General features: G+C 45.0%; 24 protein-coding genes. 4 read left to right on the top strand and 20 right to left on the bottom strand.

All coding sequences use genetic code 11. From position 1 onward, the window contains the following. Positions 1-83 precede the first annotated feature (83 nt). From rpoB to fkpA, 16 genes are all read right to left on the bottom strand, one after another. Positions 84-4,112 carry a DNA-directed RNA polymerase subunit beta gene (gene rpoB / locus VTAP4600_RS13680; RefSeq protein WP_102523301.1) on the bottom strand — a complete coding sequence of 1,343 codons (4,029 nt, stop codon included), beginning with the start codon at positions 4,110-4,112 and terminating at the stop codon, positions 84-86. Positions 4,113-4,362: 250 nt separating this feature from the next. Continuing rightward, positions 4,363-4,731 (bottom strand): 50S ribosomal protein L7/L12, encoded by a 369-nt coding sequence (gene rplL / locus VTAP4600_RS13685; protein WP_102523302.1) that lies wholly within the window; start codon positions 4,729-4,731, stop codon positions 4,363-4,365. Positions 4,732-4,788: 57 nt separating this feature from the next. Continuing rightward, a complete protein-coding gene (rplJ, locus tag VTAP4600_RS13690; RefSeq protein ID WP_102523303.1) occupies positions 4,789-5,283 on the bottom strand; it encodes a 50S ribosomal protein L10 in 495 nt (164 codons plus the stop codon). Positions 5,284-5,539: 256 nt separating this feature from the next. Further along, positions 5,540-6,244 (bottom strand): 50S ribosomal protein L1, encoded by a 705-nt coding sequence (rplA, locus tag VTAP4600_RS13695; protein WP_102523304.1) that lies wholly within the window; start codon positions 6,242-6,244, stop codon positions 5,540-5,542. Between the two features lie 4 nt (positions 6,245-6,248). Then, positions 6,249-6,677, bottom strand: coding sequence for a 50S ribosomal protein L11 (gene rplK, locus VTAP4600_RS13700; protein WP_102523305.1), 429 nt, complete (start codon positions 6,675-6,677; stop codon positions 6,249-6,251). A 143-nt stretch (positions 6,678-6,820) separates the two neighbouring features. Further along, complete coding sequence (nusG, locus tag VTAP4600_RS13705) at positions 6,821-7,369, bottom strand: transcription termination/antitermination protein NusG (protein ID WP_102523306.1); 549 nt, start codon at positions 7,367-7,369, stop codon at positions 6,821-6,823. 12 nt (positions 7,370-7,381) lie between these two features. Beyond that, on the bottom strand, positions 7,382-7,759 hold the full coding sequence (secE, locus tag VTAP4600_RS13710) for a preprotein translocase subunit SecE (RefSeq protein WP_102523995.1): 378 nt from the start codon (positions 7,757-7,759) through the stop codon (positions 7,382-7,384). A gap of 224 nt (positions 7,760-7,983) precedes the next feature. Beyond that, positions 7,984-9,168: an elongation factor Tu gene (gene tuf / locus VTAP4600_RS13715; protein WP_102523307.1), complete on the bottom strand. Its 1,185-nt coding sequence runs from the start codon at positions 9,166-9,168 to the stop codon at positions 7,984-7,986. A 143-nt stretch (positions 9,169-9,311) separates the two neighbouring features. Then, entirely contained in the window at positions 9,312-11,408 is a 2,097-nt protein-coding gene (gene fusA, locus VTAP4600_RS13720; RefSeq protein WP_102523308.1) for an elongation factor G, read from the bottom strand. A 156-nt stretch (positions 11,409-11,564) separates the two neighbouring features. Beyond that, positions 11,565-12,035, bottom strand: a complete 471-nt coding sequence (rpsG, locus tag VTAP4600_RS13725; protein WP_102523309.1) for a 30S ribosomal protein S7 — start codon at positions 12,033-12,035, stop codon at positions 11,565-11,567. A 105-nt stretch (positions 12,036-12,140) separates the two neighbouring features. Further along, positions 12,141-12,515 carry a 30S ribosomal protein S12 gene (gene rpsL / locus VTAP4600_RS13730; RefSeq protein ID WP_005417208.1) on the bottom strand — a complete coding sequence of 125 codons (375 nt, stop codon included), beginning with the start codon at positions 12,513-12,515 and terminating at the stop codon, positions 12,141-12,143. A 238-nt stretch (positions 12,516-12,753) separates the two neighbouring features. Next, positions 12,754-13,035, bottom strand: coding sequence for a sulfurtransferase complex subunit TusB (gene tusB, locus VTAP4600_RS13735; protein ID WP_102523310.1), 282 nt, complete (start codon positions 13,033-13,035; stop codon positions 12,754-12,756). Between the two features lie 79 nt (positions 13,036-13,114). Beyond that, positions 13,115-13,471 (bottom strand): sulfurtransferase complex subunit TusC, encoded by a 357-nt coding sequence (gene tusC / locus VTAP4600_RS13740; RefSeq protein ID WP_102523311.1) that lies wholly within the window; start codon positions 13,469-13,471, stop codon positions 13,115-13,117. Continuing rightward, complete coding sequence (gene tusD, locus VTAP4600_RS13745) at positions 13,468-13,872, bottom strand: sulfurtransferase complex subunit TusD (protein ID WP_102523996.1); 405 nt, start codon at positions 13,870-13,872, stop codon at positions 13,468-13,470. The genes tusC and tusD overlap by 4 nt, the downstream gene beginning before the upstream one ends. 23 nt (positions 13,873-13,895) lie before the next feature. Then, entirely contained in the window at positions 13,896-14,576 is a 681-nt protein-coding gene (locus VTAP4600_RS13750) for a helix-turn-helix transcriptional regulator (RefSeq protein WP_172443163.1), read from the bottom strand. Positions 14,577-14,810: 234 nt separating this feature from the next. Continuing rightward, positions 14,811-15,590: an FKBP-type peptidyl-prolyl cis-trans isomerase gene (gene fkpA, locus VTAP4600_RS13755; RefSeq protein WP_102523313.1), complete on the bottom strand. Its 780-nt coding sequence runs from the start codon at positions 15,588-15,590 to the stop codon at positions 14,811-14,813. Between the two features lie 191 nt (positions 15,591-15,781). Between fkpA and VTAP4600_RS13760 the strand changes: the two genes are divergently transcribed. Together VTAP4600_RS13760 and VTAP4600_RS13765 are read left to right on the top strand one after the other, a co-directional pair. After that, positions 15,782-16,780, top strand: coding sequence for a WD40 repeat domain-containing protein (locus VTAP4600_RS13760; protein WP_102523997.1), 999 nt, complete (start codon positions 15,782-15,784; stop codon positions 16,778-16,780). Continuing rightward, on the top strand, positions 16,773-17,003 hold the full coding sequence (locus VTAP4600_RS13765; RefSeq protein ID WP_102523314.1) for a SlyX family protein: 231 nt from the start codon (positions 16,773-16,775) through the stop codon (positions 17,001-17,003). The genes VTAP4600_RS13760 and VTAP4600_RS13765 overlap by 8 nt, the downstream gene beginning before the upstream one ends. Positions 17,004-17,173: 170 nt before the next feature. Here the strand turns inward: VTAP4600_RS13765 and slyD are convergent, their stop codons facing one another. From slyD to kefG, 4 genes are all read right to left on the bottom strand, one after another. Then, positions 17,174-17,761 carry a peptidylprolyl isomerase gene (gene slyD / locus VTAP4600_RS13770; RefSeq protein WP_102523315.1) on the bottom strand — a complete coding sequence of 196 codons (588 nt, stop codon included), beginning with the start codon at positions 17,759-17,761 and terminating at the stop codon, positions 17,174-17,176. A 97-nt stretch (positions 17,762-17,858) separates the two neighbouring features. After that, positions 17,859-18,059, bottom strand: coding sequence for a YheV family putative zinc ribbon protein (locus VTAP4600_RS13775; RefSeq protein ID WP_102523998.1), 201 nt, complete (start codon positions 18,057-18,059; stop codon positions 17,859-17,861). 17 nt (positions 18,060-18,076) lie between these two features. Continuing rightward, positions 18,077-19,861: a glutathione-regulated potassium-efflux system protein KefB gene (gene kefB, locus VTAP4600_RS13780; RefSeq protein WP_102523316.1), complete on the bottom strand. Its 1,785-nt coding sequence runs from the start codon at positions 19,859-19,861 to the stop codon at positions 18,077-18,079. Then, positions 19,861-20,445 (bottom strand): glutathione-regulated potassium-efflux system ancillary protein KefG, encoded by a 585-nt coding sequence (kefG, locus tag VTAP4600_RS13785; protein ID WP_102523317.1) that lies wholly within the window; start codon positions 20,443-20,445, stop codon positions 19,861-19,863. Before kefG ends, kefB begins: the two co-directional genes overlap by 1 nt. A gap of 142 nt (positions 20,446-20,587) precedes the next feature. Between kefG and VTAP4600_RS13790 the strand changes: the two genes are divergently transcribed. Together VTAP4600_RS13790 and VTAP4600_RS13795 are read left to right on the top strand one after the other, a co-directional pair. Next, a complete protein-coding gene (locus tag VTAP4600_RS13790; protein WP_102523318.1) occupies positions 20,588-22,507 on the top strand; it encodes an ABC transporter ATP-binding protein in 1,920 nt (639 codons plus the stop codon). Next, positions 22,507-22,995 carry a TIGR02444 family protein gene (locus VTAP4600_RS13795; protein WP_102523319.1) on the top strand — a complete coding sequence of 163 codons (489 nt, stop codon included), beginning with the start codon at positions 22,507-22,509 and terminating at the stop codon, positions 22,993-22,995. The genes VTAP4600_RS13790 and VTAP4600_RS13795 overlap by 1 nt, the downstream gene beginning before the upstream one ends. The last annotated feature ends 4 nt before the right edge of the window (positions 22,996-22,999 follow it).

A 22,999-nucleotide genomic window follows, 5' to 3' on the forward strand; every position in this document is an offset into this window, starting at 1 on the left:
AAGGAGTTAAAAGGAGCTCACCGATTTCTCAGTGAGCACCTTTCTACCAAATAATCCTATCTTCTTTAAATAAAGAGGAGGGATTACTCTTCGTCTTCTAGCTCGATGTTGATACCTAGCGAGCGAATCTCTTTCAACAATACGTTGAACGATTCAGGCATACCAGGTTCCATGCTGTGATCACCGTCTACGATGTTTTTGTACATCTTAGTACGGCCGTTCACGTCATCTGATTTCACTGTCAACATTTCTTGTAGAGTGTAAGCGGCACCGTATGCTTCTAGTGCCCATACTTCCATCTCACCGAAACGTTGGCCACCGAACTGAGCTTTACCACCAAGTGGTTGCTGAGTTACTAGGCTGTAAGAACCAGTTGAACGCGCATGCATCTTGTCATCAACAAGGTGGTTCAGTTTCAGCATGTACATGTAACCTACAGTTACAGGACGCTCAAACTCATCACCAGTACGACCATCAAATAAGCGTAGCTGACCAGATTCTGGCAGATCTACAAGTTTCAATAGTTCTTTGATTGATGACTCAGGTGCACCATCGAAGATTGGCGTTGCGATCGGTAGACCACCACGCAAGTTCTTCACTAGTGTGCGAACTTCATCATCAGACAACGCTGCAATGTCGACTTTCTGACGAGTATCGCCAAGATCGTAAACCTCTTGTAAGAAATTGCGGAACTTATGCAGTTCTTGTTGCTCTTTCAACATTTGGTTGATCTTGTCACCAACACCTTTCGCAGCCAGACCCATATGAACTTCAAGGATCTGACCGATGTTCATACGTGACGGTACACCCAGTGGGTTCAATACGATGTCTACAGGCTGACCTTTTTCATCGTATGGCATGTCTTCAACAGGGTTAATCTTAGAGATTACACCTTTGTTACCGTGACGACCGGCCATTTTATCACCAGGCTGGATACGACGTTTAACCGCTAGGTAAACTTTCACGATCTTAAGAACGCCAGGCGCTAGGTCATCACCTTGAGTGATTTTACGACGCTTACTTTCAAACTTCTTATCGAAGTCTGCTTTCAGCTCATCCCACTGCTCAGCTAGTTGCTCTAGTTGATTCTGTAGGTTTTCGTCGTCTAGCGTTTGCTCTAACCATCTCTTACGATCAATCGTATCTAGCTTAGCTTCAGAGTAACCACCGTTGATCAATACTGCTTTAACACGCGCTAGTAGACCACCTTCAAGAATCTGGAATTCTTCAGTAAGGTCTTTCTTCGCTTCTTTAAGCTGCATTTGTTCAATTTCAAGCGCACGCTTGTCTTTCTCTACGCCATCGCGAGTGAAAACTTGAACATCAATGATCGTACCTGAAACAGAGTTTGGTACACGTAGTGATGTATCTTTAACATCTGATGCTTTTTCGCCGAAGATAGCTCGTAGTAGTTTCTCTTCAGGAGTCAGTTGTGTTTCGCCTTTAGGCGTTACTTTACCAACTAGGATGTCGCCACCCTTAACTTCAGCACCAATGTAAACGATACCTGACTCGTCTAGTTTAGACAGAGCAGACTCACCTACGTTTGGAATATCAGCTGTGATCTCTTCAGAACCCAACTTAGTATCACGCGCCACACAAGAAAGCTCTTGGATGTGGATAGTAGTGAAACGGTCTTCCTGAACGACACGCTCAGAAACAAGGATTGAATCCTCGAAGTTGTAACCATTCCACGGCATGAACGCGATACGCATGTTTTGGCCAAGCGCTAGTTCACCAAGGTCGGTTGAAGGACCATCAGCAAGAACATCACCACGTGCAACTGGTTCACCAGGTAGCACTGTAGGGCGTTGGTTGATACATGTGTTTTGGTTCGAACGTGTGTACTTAGTTAGGTTGTAAATGTCGATGCCTGCTTCACCAGGAACCAGCTCGTCTTCATTTACTTTAACTACGATGCGAGATGCGTCTACTGACTGCACCATACCGCCACGTTTCGCTACAGCTGTAACACCAGAGTCCACCGCTACGTTACGCTCGATACCAGTACCTACTAGAGGTTTGTCGGCGCGTAGAGTTGGAACAGCCTGACGTTGCATGTTCGCACCCATCAATGCACGGTTCGCATCATCGTGTTCAAGGAATGGAATTAGCGATGCCGCTACTGATACAACCTGGTTGGTTGCAACGTCCATGTAATCCACTTGATCACGTGGGTGTAGACCAGATTCACCTTTTTGACGGGCAGTAACTAGCTCTTCTTCGAAAGTAGATTCTTCCGTTAGAGTCGAGTTAGCCTGTGCAATGATGAACTGACCTTCTTGGATTGCCGAAAGGTAATCCACGTCTTCTGTAACTACACCATCAACAACACGACGGTACGGAGTTTCTAGGAAACCGTAGTCGTTACAACGTGCAAACGCTGATAATGAGTTAATTAGACCGATGTTTGGACCTTCAGGCGTTTCGATCGGACATAGTCGACCGTAGTGAGTTACGTGAACATCACGTACTTCAAAGCCTGCGCGTTCACGTGTAAGACCACCTGAACCCAATGCAGAGATACGACGCTTATGCGTTACTTCTGACAACGGGTTGTTTTGGTCCATAAACTGTGAAAGCTGTGAAGAGCCAAAGAATTCTTTAACCGCGGCAGAGATCGGCTTAGCATTGATAAGATCTTGAGGCATGATTGCATCAAGGTCACCAAGGCTTAGGCGCTCTTTAACTGCACGTTCAACACGTACAAGACCAACACGGAATTGGTTTTCAGCCATTTCACCAACAGAACGGATACGACGGTTACCAAGGTGGTCGATATCATCGACTTCACCGATACCGTTACGGATACCGATCAGCTTCTTCATCACTTCAACGATGTCTGATTCGTCAAGTGTGCCTTGCTCTAGAGCATCTTCACGCTCAATTGAGCTGTTGAACTTCATACGGCCTACAGTTGATAGGTCGTAGCGTTCTTCTGAGAAGAATAGGCTATGGAAAAGCGCTTCTGCTGCTTCTTTTGTTGGTGGCTCGCCTGGGCGCATCATGCGGTAGATTTCTACCAATGCAGAGATGCGATCAACGGTGCTGTCGACACGTAAAGTATCAGACATGAATGGACCGTGATCCAGGTCGTTAGTGAACAGAACTTGTAGCTGCTTAACACCTGCTTGTGACAGGTTAGCGAGTGCTTCAAGGCTGATCTCTTGGTTCGCCCCTACGATGATTTCGCCAGTTGCTTCGTTGATATAATCTTTAGATGCAACTTTCCCAACGATGTACTCTACTGGTACTTCGATGTGCTCAACGCCATCTTTTTCAAGTTGACGGATGTGGCGAGCCGTAACACGACGGCCAGTTTCAACGTAAGTTTTACCGTTTGACTCGATGTCGAAAGACGCAGTTTCACCACGCAAGCGATCAGGTACCAACTCCATAAGAAGAGTTTGGTCTTTCACTTCGAAGTTCACTTTGTCGAAGAAGATATCTAGGATTTCTTCTGTCGTTTTATTAAGTGCACGAAGAATGATCGATGCAGGTAGCTTACGACGACGGTCAATACGTACGTACAAGTTATCCTTAGGATCGAACTCAAAGTCTAACCATGAGCCGCGGTAAGGAATAACGCGTGCGTTATATAATACTTTGCCTGAAGAGTGGGTCTTACCCTTATCGCTGTCGAAGAACACGCCTGGGCTTCGGTGCAGCTGGGATACGATAACCCTCTCAGTACCATTGATTACGAAGGTACCATTGTCAGTCATCAATGGGATTTCGCCCATGTAGACTTCTTGTTCTTTAATATCTTTAACGGTACCTGCCGGTGCGTCTTTATCAAATACAACTAGACGCAGTTTAACGCGTAGTGGTTTTGAATATGTAACACCGCGGATTTGACATTCTTTAACATCAAAAACCGGTTCACCAAGACGATAGCTAACGTATTGCAGCTCCGAATTGCCGTTGTAGCTCTGAATTGGAAATACAGAACGAAAAGCCGCTTCTAGACCGTATTGACCTTCAGGATCCTGTTCAATGAACTTGTCGAACGAATCAAGCTGGATCGATAGTAGGTATGGAATGTCCAAAACTTGCGGACGAGTACCAAAATCCTTACGGATGCGCTTTTTCTCGGTATAAGAGTAAACCATGGGGTTCCTCAGCTCGCTGATAAGTGACCCAAACTGTCCGCCCGCTCCTAGTTACTTAAGGGGGGTAAGGGACAGTGACTAAACAACTGTTTACTGTAGTACGAAACAACGAGTTGTGTTGATTCGTTTTTTTGCTTGGATATAAGGTGCTTAAACAGCGGGAAAATTCACCTAAACCCTACAGCGCAAAAAGGCCGGTGGTTAATAAACCACCAGCCACTAGCCTTACGGCTATGAAATTAAGTAATAATTACTTGATTTCAACAGTCGCGCCAGCTTCTTCTAGCTGTGCTTTAAGAGCTTCAGCTTCAGCTTTGTCAACGCCTTCTTTTAGAGGTGCTGGAGCTGAGTCTACAAGACCCTTAGCTTCTTTCAGGCCTAGACCTGTAGCGCCACGTACTGCTTTGATAACAGATACTTTGTTACCGCCAACAGCAGTAAGAACTACGTCGAATTCAGTTTGCTCTTCAGCAGCGTCGCCGCCAGCTGCGCCGCCTGCAACTACTGCAGCAGCAGCAGTAACACCGAATTTCTCTTCCATAGCTTCGATAAGCTCAACAACTTGCATTACAGACATTTCTGCAACTGCGTCTAGGATTTGCTCGTTAGTAATAGACATAACAATTCTCTTTTAAGTCAACAATTAGTATATTTTGCAACCAGATTAAAGCAAGGCTTATGCAGCCGCTTCTTCTTTTTGGTCGCGAACAGCAGCGATAGTACGTACCAGCTTGCCAGCTGAAGCTTCTTTCATGCACATCATTAGGCGTGCAATAGCTTCGTCGTAAGTTGGTAGTGTCGCTAGTAATTCAGCATCAGTAACTGCGCCTTCAAATGCAGCAGCTTTGATCTCGAAATTTTTGTTCTCTTTAGCGAAGTCTTTAAAAAGACGCGCTGCAGCACCAGGGTGCTCATTAGAGAACGCAAGTAGGCTAGGACCAGTAAAAGTGTCTTGTAGACACTCGTACTCAGTACCTTCTACTGCACGGCGTGCTAGTGTGTTACGCACAACTCTCATGTAAACACCCGCTTCGCGAGCTTGTTTACGTAGAGAAGTCATCGCGCCAACTGTAACGCCACGAGAATCAGCTACAACTGCAGAAAGTGCACCACTGGCTGCTTCGTTGACTTCAGCAACAATTGCTTTTTTGTCTTGAAGATTTAAAGCCATTTGGATTAACCTCTGGTTGTGATTACAGCACTCATAACAAAACATTATGAGCGTTTACAGTATTAGGTCACTTCCATCTTTTCAGATGAAACTTATCTGATACTGTCTACGTAGGTTTTATTAAGTTGCTACCTTCCTTTCAGAAAATAGTAACGCCTACGGTCTTGGAGAGAGATGATATTGAATTGCTTCAATTATCACCCCAACCACAATTTATTAGGCGGCAAATTATACACTAATTTGTCGCCATTGCAAATTAGCTAGCTTGAGTATTCAGGCTTGCTTGATCCACAGAAACGCCAGCACCCATAGTAGTAGAGATGCTCACTTTCTTCAGGAAAACACCTTTCGCTGAAGACGGCTTAGCTTTCTTAAGTGCAACAAGAAGAGTTTCTAAGTTCTCTTTTAGTTGCTCTGCTTCGAAAGTAGCTTTGCCGATAGTTGTGTGGATGATGCCATTTTTGTCGTTACGGTAACGAACCTGACCAGCTTTAGCATTTTTAACTGCTTCAGCAACGTTAGGAGTTACAGTACCAACTTTAGGGTTTGGCATAAGACCGCGTGGACCTAAGATAGTACCAAGTTGACCAACAACGCGCATTGCATCTGGAGATGCTACAACTACGTCGAAGTTCATTTCGCCTTTCTTAACTTGCTCAGCAAGATCTTCCATACCTACGATGTCTGCGCCAGCTGCTTTAGCTGCTTCAGCGTTTGCACCTTGAGTGAACACTGCTACGCGGATTTCGCGGCCAGTACCGTGCGGAAGTACAGTTGCACCACGTACGTTCTGGTCAGATTTACGAGCATCGATGCCTAGGTTAATAGCTACATCAACTGATTCAACGAATTTAGCTGTAGCAAGTTCTTTAAGAAGAGCTACTGCTTCGTTGATTTCGTATTCTTTAGTTACTTCAACTTTGTCGCGGATTACGCGCATACGCTTAGTAAGTTTTGCCATGATCTTATCCCTCTACCACTAGGCCCATTGAACGAGCAGTACCTGCGATAGAACGCTTCATCGCTTCGATGTCTGCGCCAGTCATGTCTGCAGCTTTAGTTTCTGCGATCTCTTGAACTTGAGCGTCAGTAACAGTACCAACTTTCTCAGTGTTCGGACGACCTGAACCAGACTTAACGCCAGCAGCTTTCTTAAGAAGAACAGCAGCAGGTGGAGTCTTAGTTACAAACGTGAAAGAGCGGTCGCTGTATACAGAGATAACAACAGGGATCGGTAGACCTTTCTCAACAGATTCTGTTTTTGCATTAAACGCTTTACAGAATTCCATGATGTTCACACCGTGCTGACCTAGTGCAGGACCAACCGGTGGACTTGGATTCGCCATACCTGCTGCAACTTGCAACTTGATATAAGCTTCAACTTTCTTAGCCATGATATTTCCTAAATCTTGGGTTCAAACGCTAACCTACTGGTAAGCTCCCCGCTTTGAAAAAAAACTTTTTGCTTCCATAGAAACAAAAAGGCGCGAAATTATAATCATAATTCGCACCTTTAACAAGCCTAAAAGGCGAGTTTTTAATCAAGTTTTTCAACTTGACCAAATTCGAGCTCTACAGGTGTTGCACGACCAAAGATCGATACAGACACTTTAATGCGGCTCTTAACGTAATCTACTTCTTCAACAGTACCGTTGAAGTCAGCAAATGGACCTTCATTAACACGTACCACTTCACCCGCTTCAAACATCGTTTTAGGACGAGGAGCTTCGCTCGCTTTCTCAAGACGATTTAAGATAGCGTCAGCTTCTTTGTCAGTGATAGGTGCTGGACGGTCAGAGGTACCACCAATGAAGCCCAGAACACGTGGAACACTGCGCACTAGGTGCCATGATTCGTCGTTCATGATCATTTGAACAAGGACGTAACCTGGAAAGAACTTGCGTTCGCTTTTACGGCGTTGGCCAGCACGCATTTCCACTACTTCTTCAGTAGGAACCAGTACCTCACCAAACAGCTCTTCCATTGCATGCATTTTGATGTGCTCGCGAAGAGACTGCGATACACGACCTTCAAAGCCTGAAAAGGCTTGAACCACATACCAGCGTTTCTTAGGTGCTTCACTCATGATCTATAACCCTCACACTCCAGTTACTAGCGATACTAGACGAACCATTATGCCGTCAATACCCCATAGTACTAGAGCCATTACAATACTTACTGCTAAAACGATCAGTGTTGTTTGCATTGTTTCTTGGCGTGTAGGCCAAACCACTTTGCGCACTTCTACTTTTGCTTCACGAGCAAAAGTGATCGCAGCTTTACCTTTTGTTGTAATTGCAGCAACGCCTAAAGCGGCAGCAATTAGAACAACAACAACTGCTGCACGAATAACAACAGATAATTCACCATACAGGTAATTACCCACAACAGCGGCGGCTAGCAGAGCAAAAGCGGCAATCCACTTAAGCGTATCTGCTGCACCTGAGCTATCAGGAGTTTCAGCGTTTGCTTTCATAAAACCAACCTGTGACAAGTCTTTAATATAGACGACAACCACCCCGCTGTTGCAGGGCACATTCCATCGCATCGATTCCCAACGCATTGCCGTGACCCAGATGAGATCTTAGTCACATAATCGTTTACTTTCGACATCAATCGTAGCAAAAGTAAGCGATCATATTGCTTAGCGCATAAAAAGGGCATCAAATGATGCCCTTTTTGCTAGTCATTCGTCAAATCTTATTCGAAGATTTTAGCAACAACACCAGCACCAACTGTACGGCCACCTTCACGGATTGCGAAGCGTAGACCTTCGTCCATCGCGATTGGAGCGATTAGGCTAACAGTCATTTGAACGTTGTCACCAGGCATTACCATTTCAACGCCTTCAGGAAGCGTGATGTCACCAGTTACGTCCGTAGTACGGAAGTAGAACTGTGGACGGTAGCCTTTGAAGAACGGAGTATGACGGCCGCCTTCGTCTTTAGAAAGTACGTATACTTCAGACTCAAACTTAGTGTGTGGGTTGATAGAACCTTTAGCAGCAAGTACTTGGCCACGTTCAACGTCATCACGCTTAGTACCACGTAGAAGTGCACCAACGTTCTCACCAGCACGACCTTCGTCAAGCAGCTTACGGAACATTTCAACACCAGTACAAGTAGTAAGAGTTGTCTCTTTGATACCAACGATTTCTACTTCGTCACCTACACGTAGGATACCGCGCTCGATACGACCAGTAACAACAGTACCACGACCTTGGATTGAGAATACATCTTCAATAGGAAGTAGGAACGGTAGATCTACAGCACGCTCTGGAAGAGGAATGTAAGAATCTAGTGCTTCTGCAAGCTCAACGATCTTGTCTTCCCACTGCTTTTCGCCGTTTAGAGCGCCAAGAGCAGAACCTTGGATTACCGGAAGGTCATCACCTGGGTATTCGTACTCAGAAAGAAGTTCACGAACTTCCATCTCAACTAGCTCTAGAAGCTCTTCATCATCAACCATGTCACATTTGTTCATGAATACGATGATGTAAGGGATACCAACTTGACGACCAAGTAGGATGTGCTCACGAGTTTGTGGCATAGGGCCATCTGTCGCAGCAACAACTAGGATACCGCCGTCCATTTGCGCAGCACCAGTGATCATGTTTTTAACGTAATCGGCGTGTCCTGGGCAATCTACGTGTGCGTAGTGACGTTCAGGTGTATCGTACTCAACGTGAGAAGTAGCGATTGTGATACCACGCTCGCGCTCTTCTGGAGCGTTATCGATAGATGCGAAGTCTTTCGCTTCACCGCCGTATACTTTTGACAAAGTAGTACAGATAGCAGCAGTTAGAGTTGTTTTACCGTGGTCAACGTGGCCGATAGTACCAACGTTTACGTGCGGTTTCGTACGTTCAAATTTTTCTTTAGACACGATCGTGTTCCTTCCTAGTTATGATTCACATCGGAATAAGCTCCGATATGCGCCAGAATTTGCTATTTTATGCGCCAACACGCGTTAGCGCAATATTTGAACTCATTGATCTTCCAAAAAAGAAGAAAAATGTGCCCAGTTTTTTAACCACGCTCTGCAATGATTGCATTTGCAACATTTTTTGGCACTTCAGCGTACTCACTAAACTCCATAGAGTAAGAAGCACGACCTTGTGTCGCAGAACGTAAATCAGTTGCGTAACCGAACATGACAGACAACGGAACTTGTGCACGAATTATCTTCAGGCCAGCTGTCCCCTCGTCCATACCTTCGATGATGCCGCGACGACGGTTAATGTCACCAACAACGTCACCCATCCAGTCTTCTGGAGTCGTTACTTCAACTTTCATCATAGGCTCTAGCAGAACTGGTTGCGCTTCTAGCGCTCCCGATCTGAAAGCCATAGAGGCAGCGATTACAAACGCCATCTCACTTGAATCTACTTCGTGGTATGAACCATCATATAGTGTAGCTTTGATATCCAGAACTGGATAGCCAGCAAGCACACCATTATTCATTTGCTCTTCAACGCCTTTCGCGACAGAACCAATAAATTCTTTTGGCACAATACCGTTAGCAATGTCATTAACGAAAACAAAGCCTTCGCCAACTTCTGATGGTTCAAGTTTCAGCCATACGTGACCGTATTGACCTTTACCACCATGCTCACGAATAAATTTACCTTCAGCGTTTGCTGTACCACGAATGGTTTCACGGTAAGCAACTTGCGGATTACCAACGTTGCAGTTCACGCCAAACTCGCGCTTCATACGGTCAACAATGATATCCAAGTGCAGTTCACCCATGCCAGAAATCAGAGTCTGGCCTGTTTCGTCATCCATATCAACACGGAACGATGGATCTTCTGCCGCTAGTTTACCTAACGCGATGGTCATTTTATCTTGATCAGCTTGAGAGCGAGGCTCTACAACGATCTGAATAACTGGGTCTGGGAATTCCATGCGCTCTAGAACAATCTTATGGTTCTGATCACATAGAGTTTCACCTGTGGTCACATCTTTTAAGCCAATAATAGCGGCGATGTCACCTGCTCGTACTTCTTTCACTTCTTCACGTTTGTTTGAGTGCATTTGAACAATGCGCCCTAAACGTTCACGCTGCTGCTTAACTGAGTTGTAAGCTGTTTTACCGCTTTCAACAACGCCAGAATAAACACGAATGAAAGTTAATGTACCAACGAATGGGTCAGTTGCAATCTTAAATGCCAGTGCCGAAAACGGTTCGTTATCGTCTGCATGACGCTCTACTTCGTTCTCGTTTTCATCGATTCCCTTAATAGCAGGAACATCAACAGGAGAAGGAAGGAACTCAACAACAGCATCAAGAACAGCCTGTACACCTTTGTTTTTAAACGCACTACCACAAGTAGCAAGCACGATTTCATTATTAAGGGTACGAGTACGCAGACCAAGTTTGATTTCAGCTTCTGTTAGCTCACCTTCTTCAAGGTATTTATCCATCAACTCTTCGTTTGCTTCAGCCGCCGCTTCAACAAGCTCTGTGCGGTATTCTTCGGCCATTTCTTGCATATCTGCTGGAATGTCTTCATAAGTGAAGGTCATGCCTTGATCGGCTTCATTCCAGTTAATTGCTTTCATCTTGATAAGGTCAACAACACCTTTAAACTCATCTTCTGCACCAATATTTAATTGGATTGGAACTGGGTTTGCACCAAGACGATCTTTAATCTGATCAACAACGCGTAAGAAATCTGCGCCAGTACGGTCCATTTTATTAACGAAAACCATACGTGGAACTTGATACTTATCAGCTTGACGCCATACGGTCTCTGACTGCGGTTCAACACCTGATGAGCCACAGAACACAACAACCGCGCCATCTAGTACACGTAAAGAACGTTCTACTTCAATCGTAAAATCTACGTGTCCAGGAGTATCAATAATGTTGATGCGGTGATCGGGGTATTGTGCTTCCATGCCACGCCAAAACGTAGTGGTCGCAGCCGATGTGATCGTAATACCACGCTCTTGTTCTTGCTCCATCCAGTCCATGGTCGCAGCGCCATCGTGAACTTCGCCAATTTTGTGAGAAAGGCCAGTATAGAACAGAATACGTTCACTTGTGGTGGTTTTACCTGCATCTACGTGAGCAACGATACCGATGTTACGGTAGCGCTCAATAGGAGTTTTACGAGCCACGGTTGAATCCTCTTTACTTAGAGACTTAGGGACTATTGCTATGTCTAGATCTTAGATTATTGCAAAAAAGCACTGCCCTAGATATAGCAATAGTTCCTAGCATACGCATAGGAACTAAAGAAGTACTGCAGGGATCCCCGCAGTACTATAAAGGTATTACCAGCGGTAATGAGCAAACGCTTTGTTAGCGTCAGCCATGCGGTGAACGTCTTCACGTTTCTTAACCGCAGTACCTTTGTTCTCAGACGCGTCTAGCATTTCAGCAGCTAGGCGTTGAGCCATAGATTTTTCACCACGCTTACGCGCAGCTTCAACTACCCAACGCATAGCAAGAGCGTTACGGCGAACCGGACGAACTTCTACAGGTACTTGGTAAGTTGAACCACCCACACGGCGAGATTTAACTTCTACCGCTGGACGAACATTTTCAAGAGCTTCTTCAAATACAGCTAAGTGATCTTTACCAGATTTCTCAGCCATAACTTCTAGTGCAGTGTAAACAATTTTCTCTGCAGTAGATTTCTTTCCGTCAACCATTAGGATGTTAACGAATTTTGCCAGCAATTCAGATTTGAATTTAGGATCTGGAAGGATCTTACGCTGGCCTATAACGCGACGACGTGGCATGGATGTATCTCCGTTGTCTTCTTCAGGTTATCCAAAACTTTTCAGTTTCTTCAAAAATTAAGAATTAAAATTAATTTAGTGTTTGGCCTTACTTAACGGAATCCATTAAGACTTAGGACGCTTCACACCGTACTTAGAACGACCTTTCTTACGGTCATTTACGCCAGCACAGTCAAGCGCGCCGCGAACAGTGTGGTAACGTACACCCGGTAGATCTTTTACACGACCGCCACGGATTAGTACAACACTGTGCTCTTGAAGGTTGTGACCTTCACCGCCGATGTACGAAGTTACTTCGAAGCCGTTCGTTAGACGAACACGACATACTTTACGAAGTGCTGAGTTAGGTTTTTTTGGTGTAGTAGTGTATACACGAGTACATACACCACGTTTTTGTGGGCACGCTTCTAGTGCTGGCACGTTGCTTTTAACAACTTGCTTTGCACGAGGCTTGCGTACCAACTGGTTAATAGTTGCCATTAACTAGCTCCTGATTTACTTAAAGTAAGCTTGATGAAAAATCTAGTCCTAGATGCACTATCGTACAAATAGGGACGCAAAATTCTATTCAGCGCAGAGGGATGTGTCAAGAAATATACAGATCTTTTTTCATAAGGGGCTGAATACCGGTCTATCGACTGAGTCACATTTTCGAATGGTTATTCAGCTTATTGCTTGTTGGGTATTTCTATTCGTGCTTTAGAGCAGGATTAACCGCTTAATCCCACGTCATGGTCTGGCTATGTCGCTCTGTAAGCGTCACCCAGCCACTAAAGTCGACAACTTCAAACCTAACATCAACAAATTCATTCAAGCCGCGAGCGTCGATATCAGCACTTAATAAGAACACTCGCTCTGGTGCAACATGAATCAATTTGAAATCTTTATGACCAGCATTCGCCGCATAGATAGCAGCTTCGACCAAGATAAACTCATCGCTCTCATTTGAATACTGCATAGCATCATTCAATCCAGCAATGGTTTTTATAATATGTAGCATGCTGCAGTTACCTATCTAAAAGAGAAATATTCCTAACTAAGAGAGGAATATTCGAGAAAAACGGGAGATAACATTCGCCTTAAAAGGTCAGTAACTTGCCCGCAGATTGCATGACACCGGTTAATTCAGCAGGTGAAAGTGGCTGAACGTCTATCACTAACGTCGCTTCTTTTAACCCCCTTTCAGCTAATGATTGCTGACAGACGTAAACCTGTTCTATGTCATAAAGGTCGAACAGCTTCAGCATAGGGGCATAAGCTTTACTTTGAATAGCCACTGGATTTTGCGCGTTAACGAGCTGAGGGACTCCCTCGCCAAGAAAAATAACGCTAATATCTTCGCAATATGCGGATGCCGCTAATAGAGCATCAACGCCTTCTCGCCCAGCATTCGTACTATGGGGGGCACTGCGAAATACAAAGGTTAATTGACTCAAAACTGCACCACTCTGTCTTGGGTTAACAAGGCTTCGGCTAAACTACCTAACCCCGCCTGTTCAAAACCGTCAGCAAGATTATGATTATCTAAAGCATGTTGCTGCGCTTCATCAGGGCTAACAATGCCACGTCTTAAGGCCGCCGCAACACAAGTTTCCAGTCTCACATCATTCTTTATTGCGAGCTCTTGCCATGCTGTCGTTAAGTCAAATTCATCGTTAGCAGGCACGGTTAACGCACTGCCATTTGTCACGCCATCTTGATAGAAAAACACACTCACTAAACGGTGCCCTTTTTCTAGCAAAGCGCGCGCAAACTGATAAGCATTACGAGCAGACTGGCTGCCATAGACAGCCCCGTTTACCACTAAACTATACGTTAATGGTTCGCTGGCCGACAATCGCTCTGCTGACTCAGCAGTACTCACTTTTCGCCATCCTCGGTTTTACGCTGACGAATATACAAATACACAGTGTGCTTTGAAATATTAAGACGGTCAGCAACACGGTTAATTGCGTCTTTAATATCAAAGATGCCTTTATCGTATAAATCCATCACAATCTGACGGTTTTTTGTATTATTGGATACGGACTTATCACCATTAATATCTTCAATAGTGCGCTCTACTGTTTGATCAACCAGCTCTTCAACATCACTTGCAAAGTTAACCGAAGAAGCCGCATCTTTCGCATCACTGGCTGGCATGAAGGCTTTTAGCACCTGAGAAAATGGCGCATCCAAATTAATATTGATACACAAAAGCCCGATAACTCGGTTATCTGAATTACGAATGGCAATCGTAATCGACTTCATCAATACGCCGCCTTTCGCTCGCGTAAAGTACGAACGAGAGAAATTGCGCTCGGAACCTTCAATATCTTGCAACATTTTCAAGGCGAGATCGGTGATCGGTGAACCGACCTGTCGTCCAGTATTCTCACCATTGGCAATCTTGACTGCTGAAGTGTTCAGATCTTCGAGTGAATGCAGAACGATTTCACAGTGAGGACCAATCAAGCTAGCAAGGCCATCAACCACGGCTTCGTACGAGCGAAGAATGGTGTTGTCATGCACGGTAAAGGGTTTTACATCTACGGATTCCATTTCCAGAAGTGAATCCGCATAATTTGCGTCTGTTGTATTCACGAGCACCTGCCCAAGTTAAAAGCTTTATCTCAACTAATTAACGCAAGTTTATCAGAAAATTTGAAGAGGCAACGTCTACAAACATTAACAAGAAGTGACTTAGAGCAAACAATAGCGAATTTAACGAGGAAAATTGCATAAAAAAAGAGCTCGTTGTGAGCTCTTTCTCTAGTACTTTACAGCTAAGGAGACTTATTGAGTCTTTGTCGCCGCATCTGCACCATCAATGTTTAGCAACTCCACTTCGAATACAAGTGTTGAGTTAGCTGGAATTGTTGGTGTGTCTTGTGGGCCGTAAGCAAGTTCAGGTGGGATAACGAACTTGTACTTAGAACCAACTTGCATCAACTGTACGCCTTCTGTCCAACCAGGAATTACACGGTTCAGAGGGAAAGTCGCCGATTGATCGCGATCGTAAGAGCTATCGAACTTAGTGCCGTCAATTAGTGTACCCGTGTAGTGTACTTCTACCGTATCAGTGTCTACCGGAGACGCGCCTTCAGCAGGTGTTAGCACTTGATAAAGAAGGCCAGAATCTGTTTTAGTTACGCCTTCCATTTTTTCAAATTCAGCACGGAAATCTGCGCCTTTCTTTTCAGCAGCAGCTGATTTTTCTGCAGCTTGAGCCTGCATCTTCTCTGCTACACGCTTATCTAGAGATTCTAAAGCCAGGCGAATTTCTTCTTCGTTTAGCTCAGGGTTACCTGCAAATACGTGCTCGATACCTTTAAGAACGATGTCTTTTTTCAGCTCAATGCCGATTTCGTTTGGCTTTTCGATGCTAGTATTTAGATAGTTAGCGAATGAAACGCCAATTGCGTATGCCGCTTTGTCATCATCATTTTGGAAAGCTACTTGAGCAACTTGCTCAACCTTTGCGGTTTCTTCTACTTTTGGTGCTTCTTCTTTTTGACAACCTACAGCTAACACGACAGTCGCAGCAAGCAAAGACACTTTAAAAAAAGGTTTCATTAATATCTCCAAATTATGGCCTAGCCATTTTATCTATACTTGGTTAGGTAAGTAGATGTTTTCAAATACAGGCCTAGACAAATATACTCTTTTGTTCCGTACAACATATATGGGCACGGCTTAGTGCAAATTCAACGTTGCATCAATATACTAGTATCATGTCCTTAGACACAAACCGGAATTTTTCAATGATGCGGACAGTCTCTCATTCCATTATTACAACCATTGTCATATTACTGTTAAATGGCTGTTTTTTTGATGCCAAGAACGATCAGCGATGGGTGATTGAACCTCAAGGTTCTACCAGCTTCGCTCTGAGCCGAGACGGTCGTTTCGCTTTACTCTATTCCAAACAAAGAGATCTGCTTTTATGGGATCTGGAAAGCAATAGCGAACTCGCTGAACTAGGCCCACAAGATCCACAAGCGAATACTGTTTCGCATATCCGTATTGCAGACAGTGGCCGCTTTGCCGTTACCGCCACTCAACAAAACTTTGCTGTGTGGGATTTAGGCTGGACTCAAGCTCAAGGGCTTTGGTCTATCTCTGACGGTGTCATTCGAGACATCGACATATCCGCTGATGGTGAGCAAATTCTACTCGGCCTATCTAACGGAAAAGCCATTTACGTGGATTTAGTCACTGGAAGACGCTTAGAGTTCCTTGCTCATCGAGAAAAAGTTAATTCTGTGGCTCTTTCCCCCAATGGGCGATTCGCCTTATCGGGTGGCAATGATTACAAAGTCTATTTGTGGGATACCGAAACAAGCCAAGCGGTTCATCAATTTGAGCACGACAACCGCATTGTGCGAGTCGCGCTTCAGCGTGATGGTAAATACGCCTTTTCATCAGACAGCGCCAATGATGCCTTCGTGTGGGATTTAACAACAGGTGAGAAAATCGCAGAATTGAAAGCATTCGACCGTCAGCTCATCTTCACCAGTGCGCGTTTTTCTGATGATGGCAAACAACTTCTCACTGGGACACCAGGAGGACGAGTGATGCTATGGGATGCCATGAGTGGAAAACGAATCGACTATTGGCAAGTAGAGCCACAAAAAGATGCTCGTCCACCGCGAGCTGTGGTGTATGATGCCACTTTCGATAATAAGCAAAGAATTATTTCCGCAACTTCTGCAGGCATTGCACAAGCATGGCGGATAGAACCTCAATGGTATAGTAATGACTGATCAAAACAGCACCGAAGCCCTATTCACACGTATAGATGACCTAGAATGCAAGCTGGCCTTCCAAGAACAGACCATTGATGAGCTAAACGACGCACTAAGCCAGCAGCAGCTACTCATCACCAAGATGCAAGACCAAATGAAATTTGTGGTCGGTAAAGTGAAGAACATGGATGGCTCGAATCTGGCTGATGCGTCAGAAGAGACACCGCCGCCGCATTATTAACGGGTTACGGGTTACGGGTTACGGGTTACGGGTTACGGGTTAATTTCCAACCTCACAACAAAGTTGTCAACGCTTTGCCTGTCACCGGTAGGACGAAGTCCGCCCTATTACCCGTTACCTAGCTTCGTATATAAAAAAACCTCCTTTCGGAGGTTTTTTTATATCAGTTATTAGTGCGAACCGCAGCTACCGCCACCGCAGCAGCCTTCTTTTTTCTCTTCGTGACCGTGGTCATGGCCTTCGCCGCCACAACAGCCGCCTTCGTGATCGTGGCCTTCGCTACCACAACCGCCTTCTTTATGAATGTGGCCGTGCTCAACTTCTTCTGCAGTTGCTTCACGAATCGCGACAACTTCTACATCGAAAGTCAGTGTTTGACCTGCAAGCATGTGGTTGCCATCAACCACAACTTCATCACCATCAACTTCTGTTACTTCAACAGGGATCGGACCTTGGTCAGTATCCGCTAGGAAACGCATGCCAACTTCGATTTCTTCTACGCCTTGGAATACGTCAGCAGGAACACGTTGAACTAGGTCATCGTTGTGCTCGCCGTAAGCTTCGTCAGGAGAAACAGTCGCAGAAAATTTTGCGCCCACTTCTTTGCCTTCAAGCTCATTTTCCAAACCAGTAATTAGGTTGTTGTGGCCGTGTAAGTAATCCAGAGGTGCTTCAATCGTTGATTGATCAACAACAACGCCATCTTCTAGTTTTACTTGGTAAGCAACGCTAACCACTGTGTTTTTTGTAATTTTCATGGAGACTCCAAGGTTTAAGGTCCTAGGAGCAAGGAACAAGGCCCTAGGAGAAATAATAAAGACACCGCTATTATGGGGATGAATTATAAAAACTCAATCAATCTGGTTTAAATATCCCTATCATCTGATCTTGGCTATGTTCACTTTCCGCTACAGCCTCACTGGTTTTTTGCTTCTGGTAGTCACATTCCACACACTCAACCTGCTCTACAGAATCTTGCATCCACCAGCGTAAGCTATCTTGGCTTTTGCATTCAGGGCAATGAGCTCCGGCTATAAAACGTTTTTTAATTTTCATCGCTAATCCCACTTTACTCACTCCCAATTCTGGCGAGAATCATTTTCCATTTCTCGGCCAAAGATTTCTTCTAGTTCTTTACGCGCTTCTTTTGCTCTCAAGGCAAGCTCTTTATCTTCGGAACGCTGAGGCATGAGCTCTTTCAACATGGTCATGTCTAACTTCTTAAAGTGGGCTTGCGCTCTTTTCGCTTGATACGGATGCATTCCTAATTCAACCAACGTCTGGCGGCCAAGATCCAGAGCTCCTAAAAAGGTTTCTCGAGAATAATTTTGCACATCATGATTGAGCAACTGATACGCTTCAACACGACTTCGAGCTCGAGCTAAGATCTTCAAATGAGGGAAGTGTTGCTTACACAACTCCACTATTTTTACGACCTCATCGGGTGTATCAGTGCAAATAACAATGGCTTCCGCCTTACTTGCTCCTGCAGCCCTTAACAGATCCAATTGAGTGGCATCACCATAAAACACCTTATAGCCAAATCGCCTTAACAATTGAATTTGGCTCACGTCGCTTTCCAATACCGTAATACGTATTTTGTTAGCGTACATCAAACGCCCTACCACCTGACCAAAACGACCAAAGCCAGCAATGATAACTCGTGGGCTTCTGTCGACTACATCGGTTTCCATCTCATCAACATCATTGATAGTGCGCGCAAACCAATGCTTTTGAGCCAATAATAAGAGGGGGGTTGTCACCATAGAAATACTCACCACAACCAACAAAAATGCCGCTAATTCTGGATCGAGAATATTTTCAGCTTGCGCAGCGGTAAAGATAACGAACGCGAATTCACCACCTTGGCTTAAAATCACGGCAATCGAACTGCGCGCTTTAGGCCGAGTTCCAAACGCACGACCTAAGCCATACATCACCATCACTTTAATACCAATCAACACAACAACGGCAGACAATACGGCGACTGGCTCAAGCACCAATAGCCCTAAGTTAACCGCCATGCCGACAGCAATAAAAAACAGACCTAATAACAAGCCTTTAAAGGGTTCAATGGCAATTTCTAACTCATGGCGATACTCACTCTCGGCAAGGAGTACACCCGCTAAAAACGTACCAAGAGCCATAGAAAGACCCAATTGATCCATAATCAATGCGATACCCAATACAATCAGCAACGCTGTCGCAGTAAAGAGCTCTCTTACGCCGGTAACCACCACGAATCGAAAAATGGGTCTTAACAGATAATGACCACCAACAAGCAATGCAATAATCGCAGCTAATGTTGATAACCCATCAAGCCAATTCCCTACCGTATTGCCCGCCAATACAGGCAACAATGCGAGCATCGGAATTACGGCGATATCTTGGAACAGCAATACCGCAAACCCCGACTGGCCAGTTTCACTACCACCGAGTCCTTGTTCTTCTATCACTCGCAACGCGATTGCCGTAGAGGAAAGCGCAAGCCCCATTCCCACAACCAAGCTCACTTGCCAGCTTAAGCCAAATGCGTTAACCAACAACGCAATGACGGCGGTAGAAAGTATCACCTGACCACCACCAAGGCCGAGAATCGGCTTTCTTAGTTGCCATAGCTTTTTAGGGTTCAGCTCTAAGCCAATTAAAAACAGCAGCAGCACTACGCCAAATTCAGCGAAGTGTAAAATGGCATCGACATCGCTGATTAACCCCATTCCCCACGGGCCAATCGCTACACCAGCTAACAAGTAACCTAATACCGATCCAAGGCCTAAACGCTGGGCCAAGGGAACCGCAACAACGGCCGCACTTAAGAAAATAACACTGCTGGCAAGAAACTCATTGGTCACTGACATTATTCTCCTCCTTTATCATGGCATTGCGATCCGATAGGGTTGAGCAGCCATTGAAGGTAATCAGCCGCGTGAGTATGCCTTTCAAAATCACTGGTATTTCGTGCCCAATATAAAATCAGGGGCTCTAACCAATGCATCCGACAGAGCAAAGCTGACAACTCAAAAGGCCGCAAGATCTCTTCGAGCGGGTACTTGTTGTAACCACTAGACGCAAAGGCATCCTCCGCCCCTCCAGCCGTAATGACACTACGCCAATATTTCCCCTCTAGTGCTCGGCCTTCACCGAACGCAAAACCTTTACCTAAAACCCGGTCGAGCCACTCTTTGAGCAGTGCTGGGCAAGAATACATATAAAGTGGGTGTTGAAAGACGATCACGTCGTGCTGAGCGAGCAGTTGCTGTTCATGAGGAACATCAATAAAAAAGTCAGGATAGTGCGCATAAAGATCGTGCACAGTAACGTGTTCCAAGTCTTGGATCTGTTTGATCATCACTTGGTTGGCTATAGAATTATCGGGATCGGGGTGAACATAAATAACCAAAACTTTTGGTAGTGTCACCTGTTTTTCAGCATTGACGGACATACAGATTTACGTCTTCCCTAATGGCATATTGTTGTCATTGTGTTAATCCATCATATCGTAAATTGTATAATGATCGACATTTATCCTTATTCACCCTACTATTTCACGCGTTAAGCCAACTCTAACTCCAATAAAGAACATTATGATTATCTTTTCAGACATCCAATTGCTACGCGGCGGCAAGCCTTTACTAGACCAAGCCAGTGCGACCATTCACCCTGGTGATAAAGTCGGTTTAGTCGGGAAAAACGGTTGTGGTAAATCCACTCTATTTGCCTTGCTTAAAAATGAACTCTCCATTGACGCGGGTAACTTCCAGATGCCAAGTCAATGGGAACTGGCTTGGGTAGCACAAGAAACCCCGGCACTAGAGCGCCCCGCATTGGACTATGTGATTGATGGAGACCGAGAATATCGCAACCTTGAAGCGCAACTATTAAAAGCAGAACAAGCCGATAACGGCACATTAGTCGCAGAGCTTCACGGTAAAATTGAAACCATTGGTGGCTACACCATTAAATCCCGAGCGGCTGAACTGCTCGATGGTCTCGGATTTAGCCAAGAACAAATGAGCTGGAGCTTAACGCAGTTCTCTGGGGGCTGGCGTATGCGTTTGAACCTAGCACAAGCCCTGCTTTGCCGTTCAGACTTATTACTGCTTGATGAACCAACCAACCACTTGGACTTAGATGCCGTGATGTGGCTAGAACGTTGGCTGCAAAACTACCCTGGCACCTTGATTCTTATTTCCCATGACCGTGATTTCTTAGACCCGATTGTTGGCCGTATTATCCATGTAGAAAACCAGGCGCTTAACGAGTACACCGGTAACTACTCGTCGTTTGAAACCCAGCGCGCCCAAAAACTGGTGTTACAACAAGCCATGTATCAGAAGCAACAAAAGCAGATGAGCCACATGCAAAGCTACATCGACCGCTTTCGTTACAAGGCGTCAAAAGCACGCCAAGCTCAAAGCCGAATCAAAGCACTAGAAAAAATGGAACAAGTGCTTCCCGCTCAATTTGATAACCCGTTTAGCTTTGAATTCAAAGAACCATCGGCACTGCCGAATCCAATTCTGATGATGGATGAAGTATCGGCAGGCTATGACGACAACCTTATCCTAGAAAAAATTCGCTTAAACTTAGTACCAGGCAGTCGCATTGGCTTGCTTGGTCGTAATGGTGCAGGTAAATCGACCTTAATCAAATTACTTTCTGGAGAGCTGAACTCTCAATCTGGTGAATTCAACTACTCTCAAGGCGTAAAGATTGGCTACTTTGCTCAGCACCAATTAGAAACCTTGCACCCAGAAGAAACGCCGCTTCAACATATGATGCAAATTGCGCCGGGCAAAACCGAGCAGCAATTACGAGACTATTTGGGTAGCTTTGGCTTTCAAGGCGAAAAAGCGCTCGATAAAGTCGCCCCTTTTTCTGGTGGCGAAAAAGCGCGTTTAGTCTTGGCCTTAGTCGTGTGGCAAAAACCCAACCTGTTATTACTCGATGAACCAACCAACCACCTTGATCTTGATATGCGCCAAGCACTGACTTTTGCCTTGCAAACGTTTGAAGGCGCTATGGTCATCGTCAGTCACGACCGTTACTTATTGCGCGCCACTACCGATGAGCTTTACTTAGTCCACGATCGCCAAGTTGCGCCATTTGATGGTGACCTAAGCGACTATTACAAATGGCTAACTGAACAACAAAAAATTGAACGTAAAGAAGCGCAATCGACCCAACCAAGCAAAGACGGTGAAAACAGCGCCGCTTCTCGTAAAGAACAAAAACGCAAAGAAGCTGACTTTCGAAAAGTGACGGCACCAATTCGCAAAACGCTGACAAAACTTGAACAGAAAATGGATAAGCTCGGTACTATTTTGTCAGAAGCAGAACAAGATTTAGCCGACACCAGCCTGTACCAAGCTGAAAATAAAGCTAAACTTAATCAAGTATTGGCAAAACAAGCTTCCGCTAAGTCTGAACTAGAAGATGTGGAAATGGATTGGATGTCTGCCCAAGAAACCCTTGAGCAACTTGAAACGGAGTTCGCTAGCTAATGACACAACCGCAAGTCTCGATTTCACTCTCACTTGAACGCTTATGGCAATTCAGTTTGCAGTATTACAGTGTGCGAGAAGTGAAAGAGGCTTGCCTAGCGCTACAGAACCAATTTCATGGCAATGTTAACTTACTGCTGTTGTTCAAATGGCTTGATGAGCAGCAAGTTACCTTTGCCGAGCAAGACTGGCATAGCGTGCAAGAATACCTGGGTCGTTCTGAAACCCTATTACACAGTTTTCGTGAACTGCGTAAAAAGCTAAAATCCCACGTGCCCGGAACCGTTTATCGTGAATCGCTGCAATTTGAACTTCAACTAGAAAAACAACAGCAATCGGATTTAGTCGACTGCATCAATGGATTAGCGCTTAGCAAAAACTACGCCGAACCGCTTACCCTGCGCTATTGCAAACAGTTAGGTGCCGAGCATCTATACCAAGCTTTTGCCCCACCAACAGGCTTTGAAACGCTCAGAGCAAAAAACTAGTACT

This window comes from Vibrio tapetis subsp. tapetis, from assembly GCF_900233005.1.
Classification (GTDB): Bacteria; Pseudomonadota; Gammaproteobacteria; order Enterobacterales; family Vibrionaceae; genus Vibrio; species Vibrio tapetis.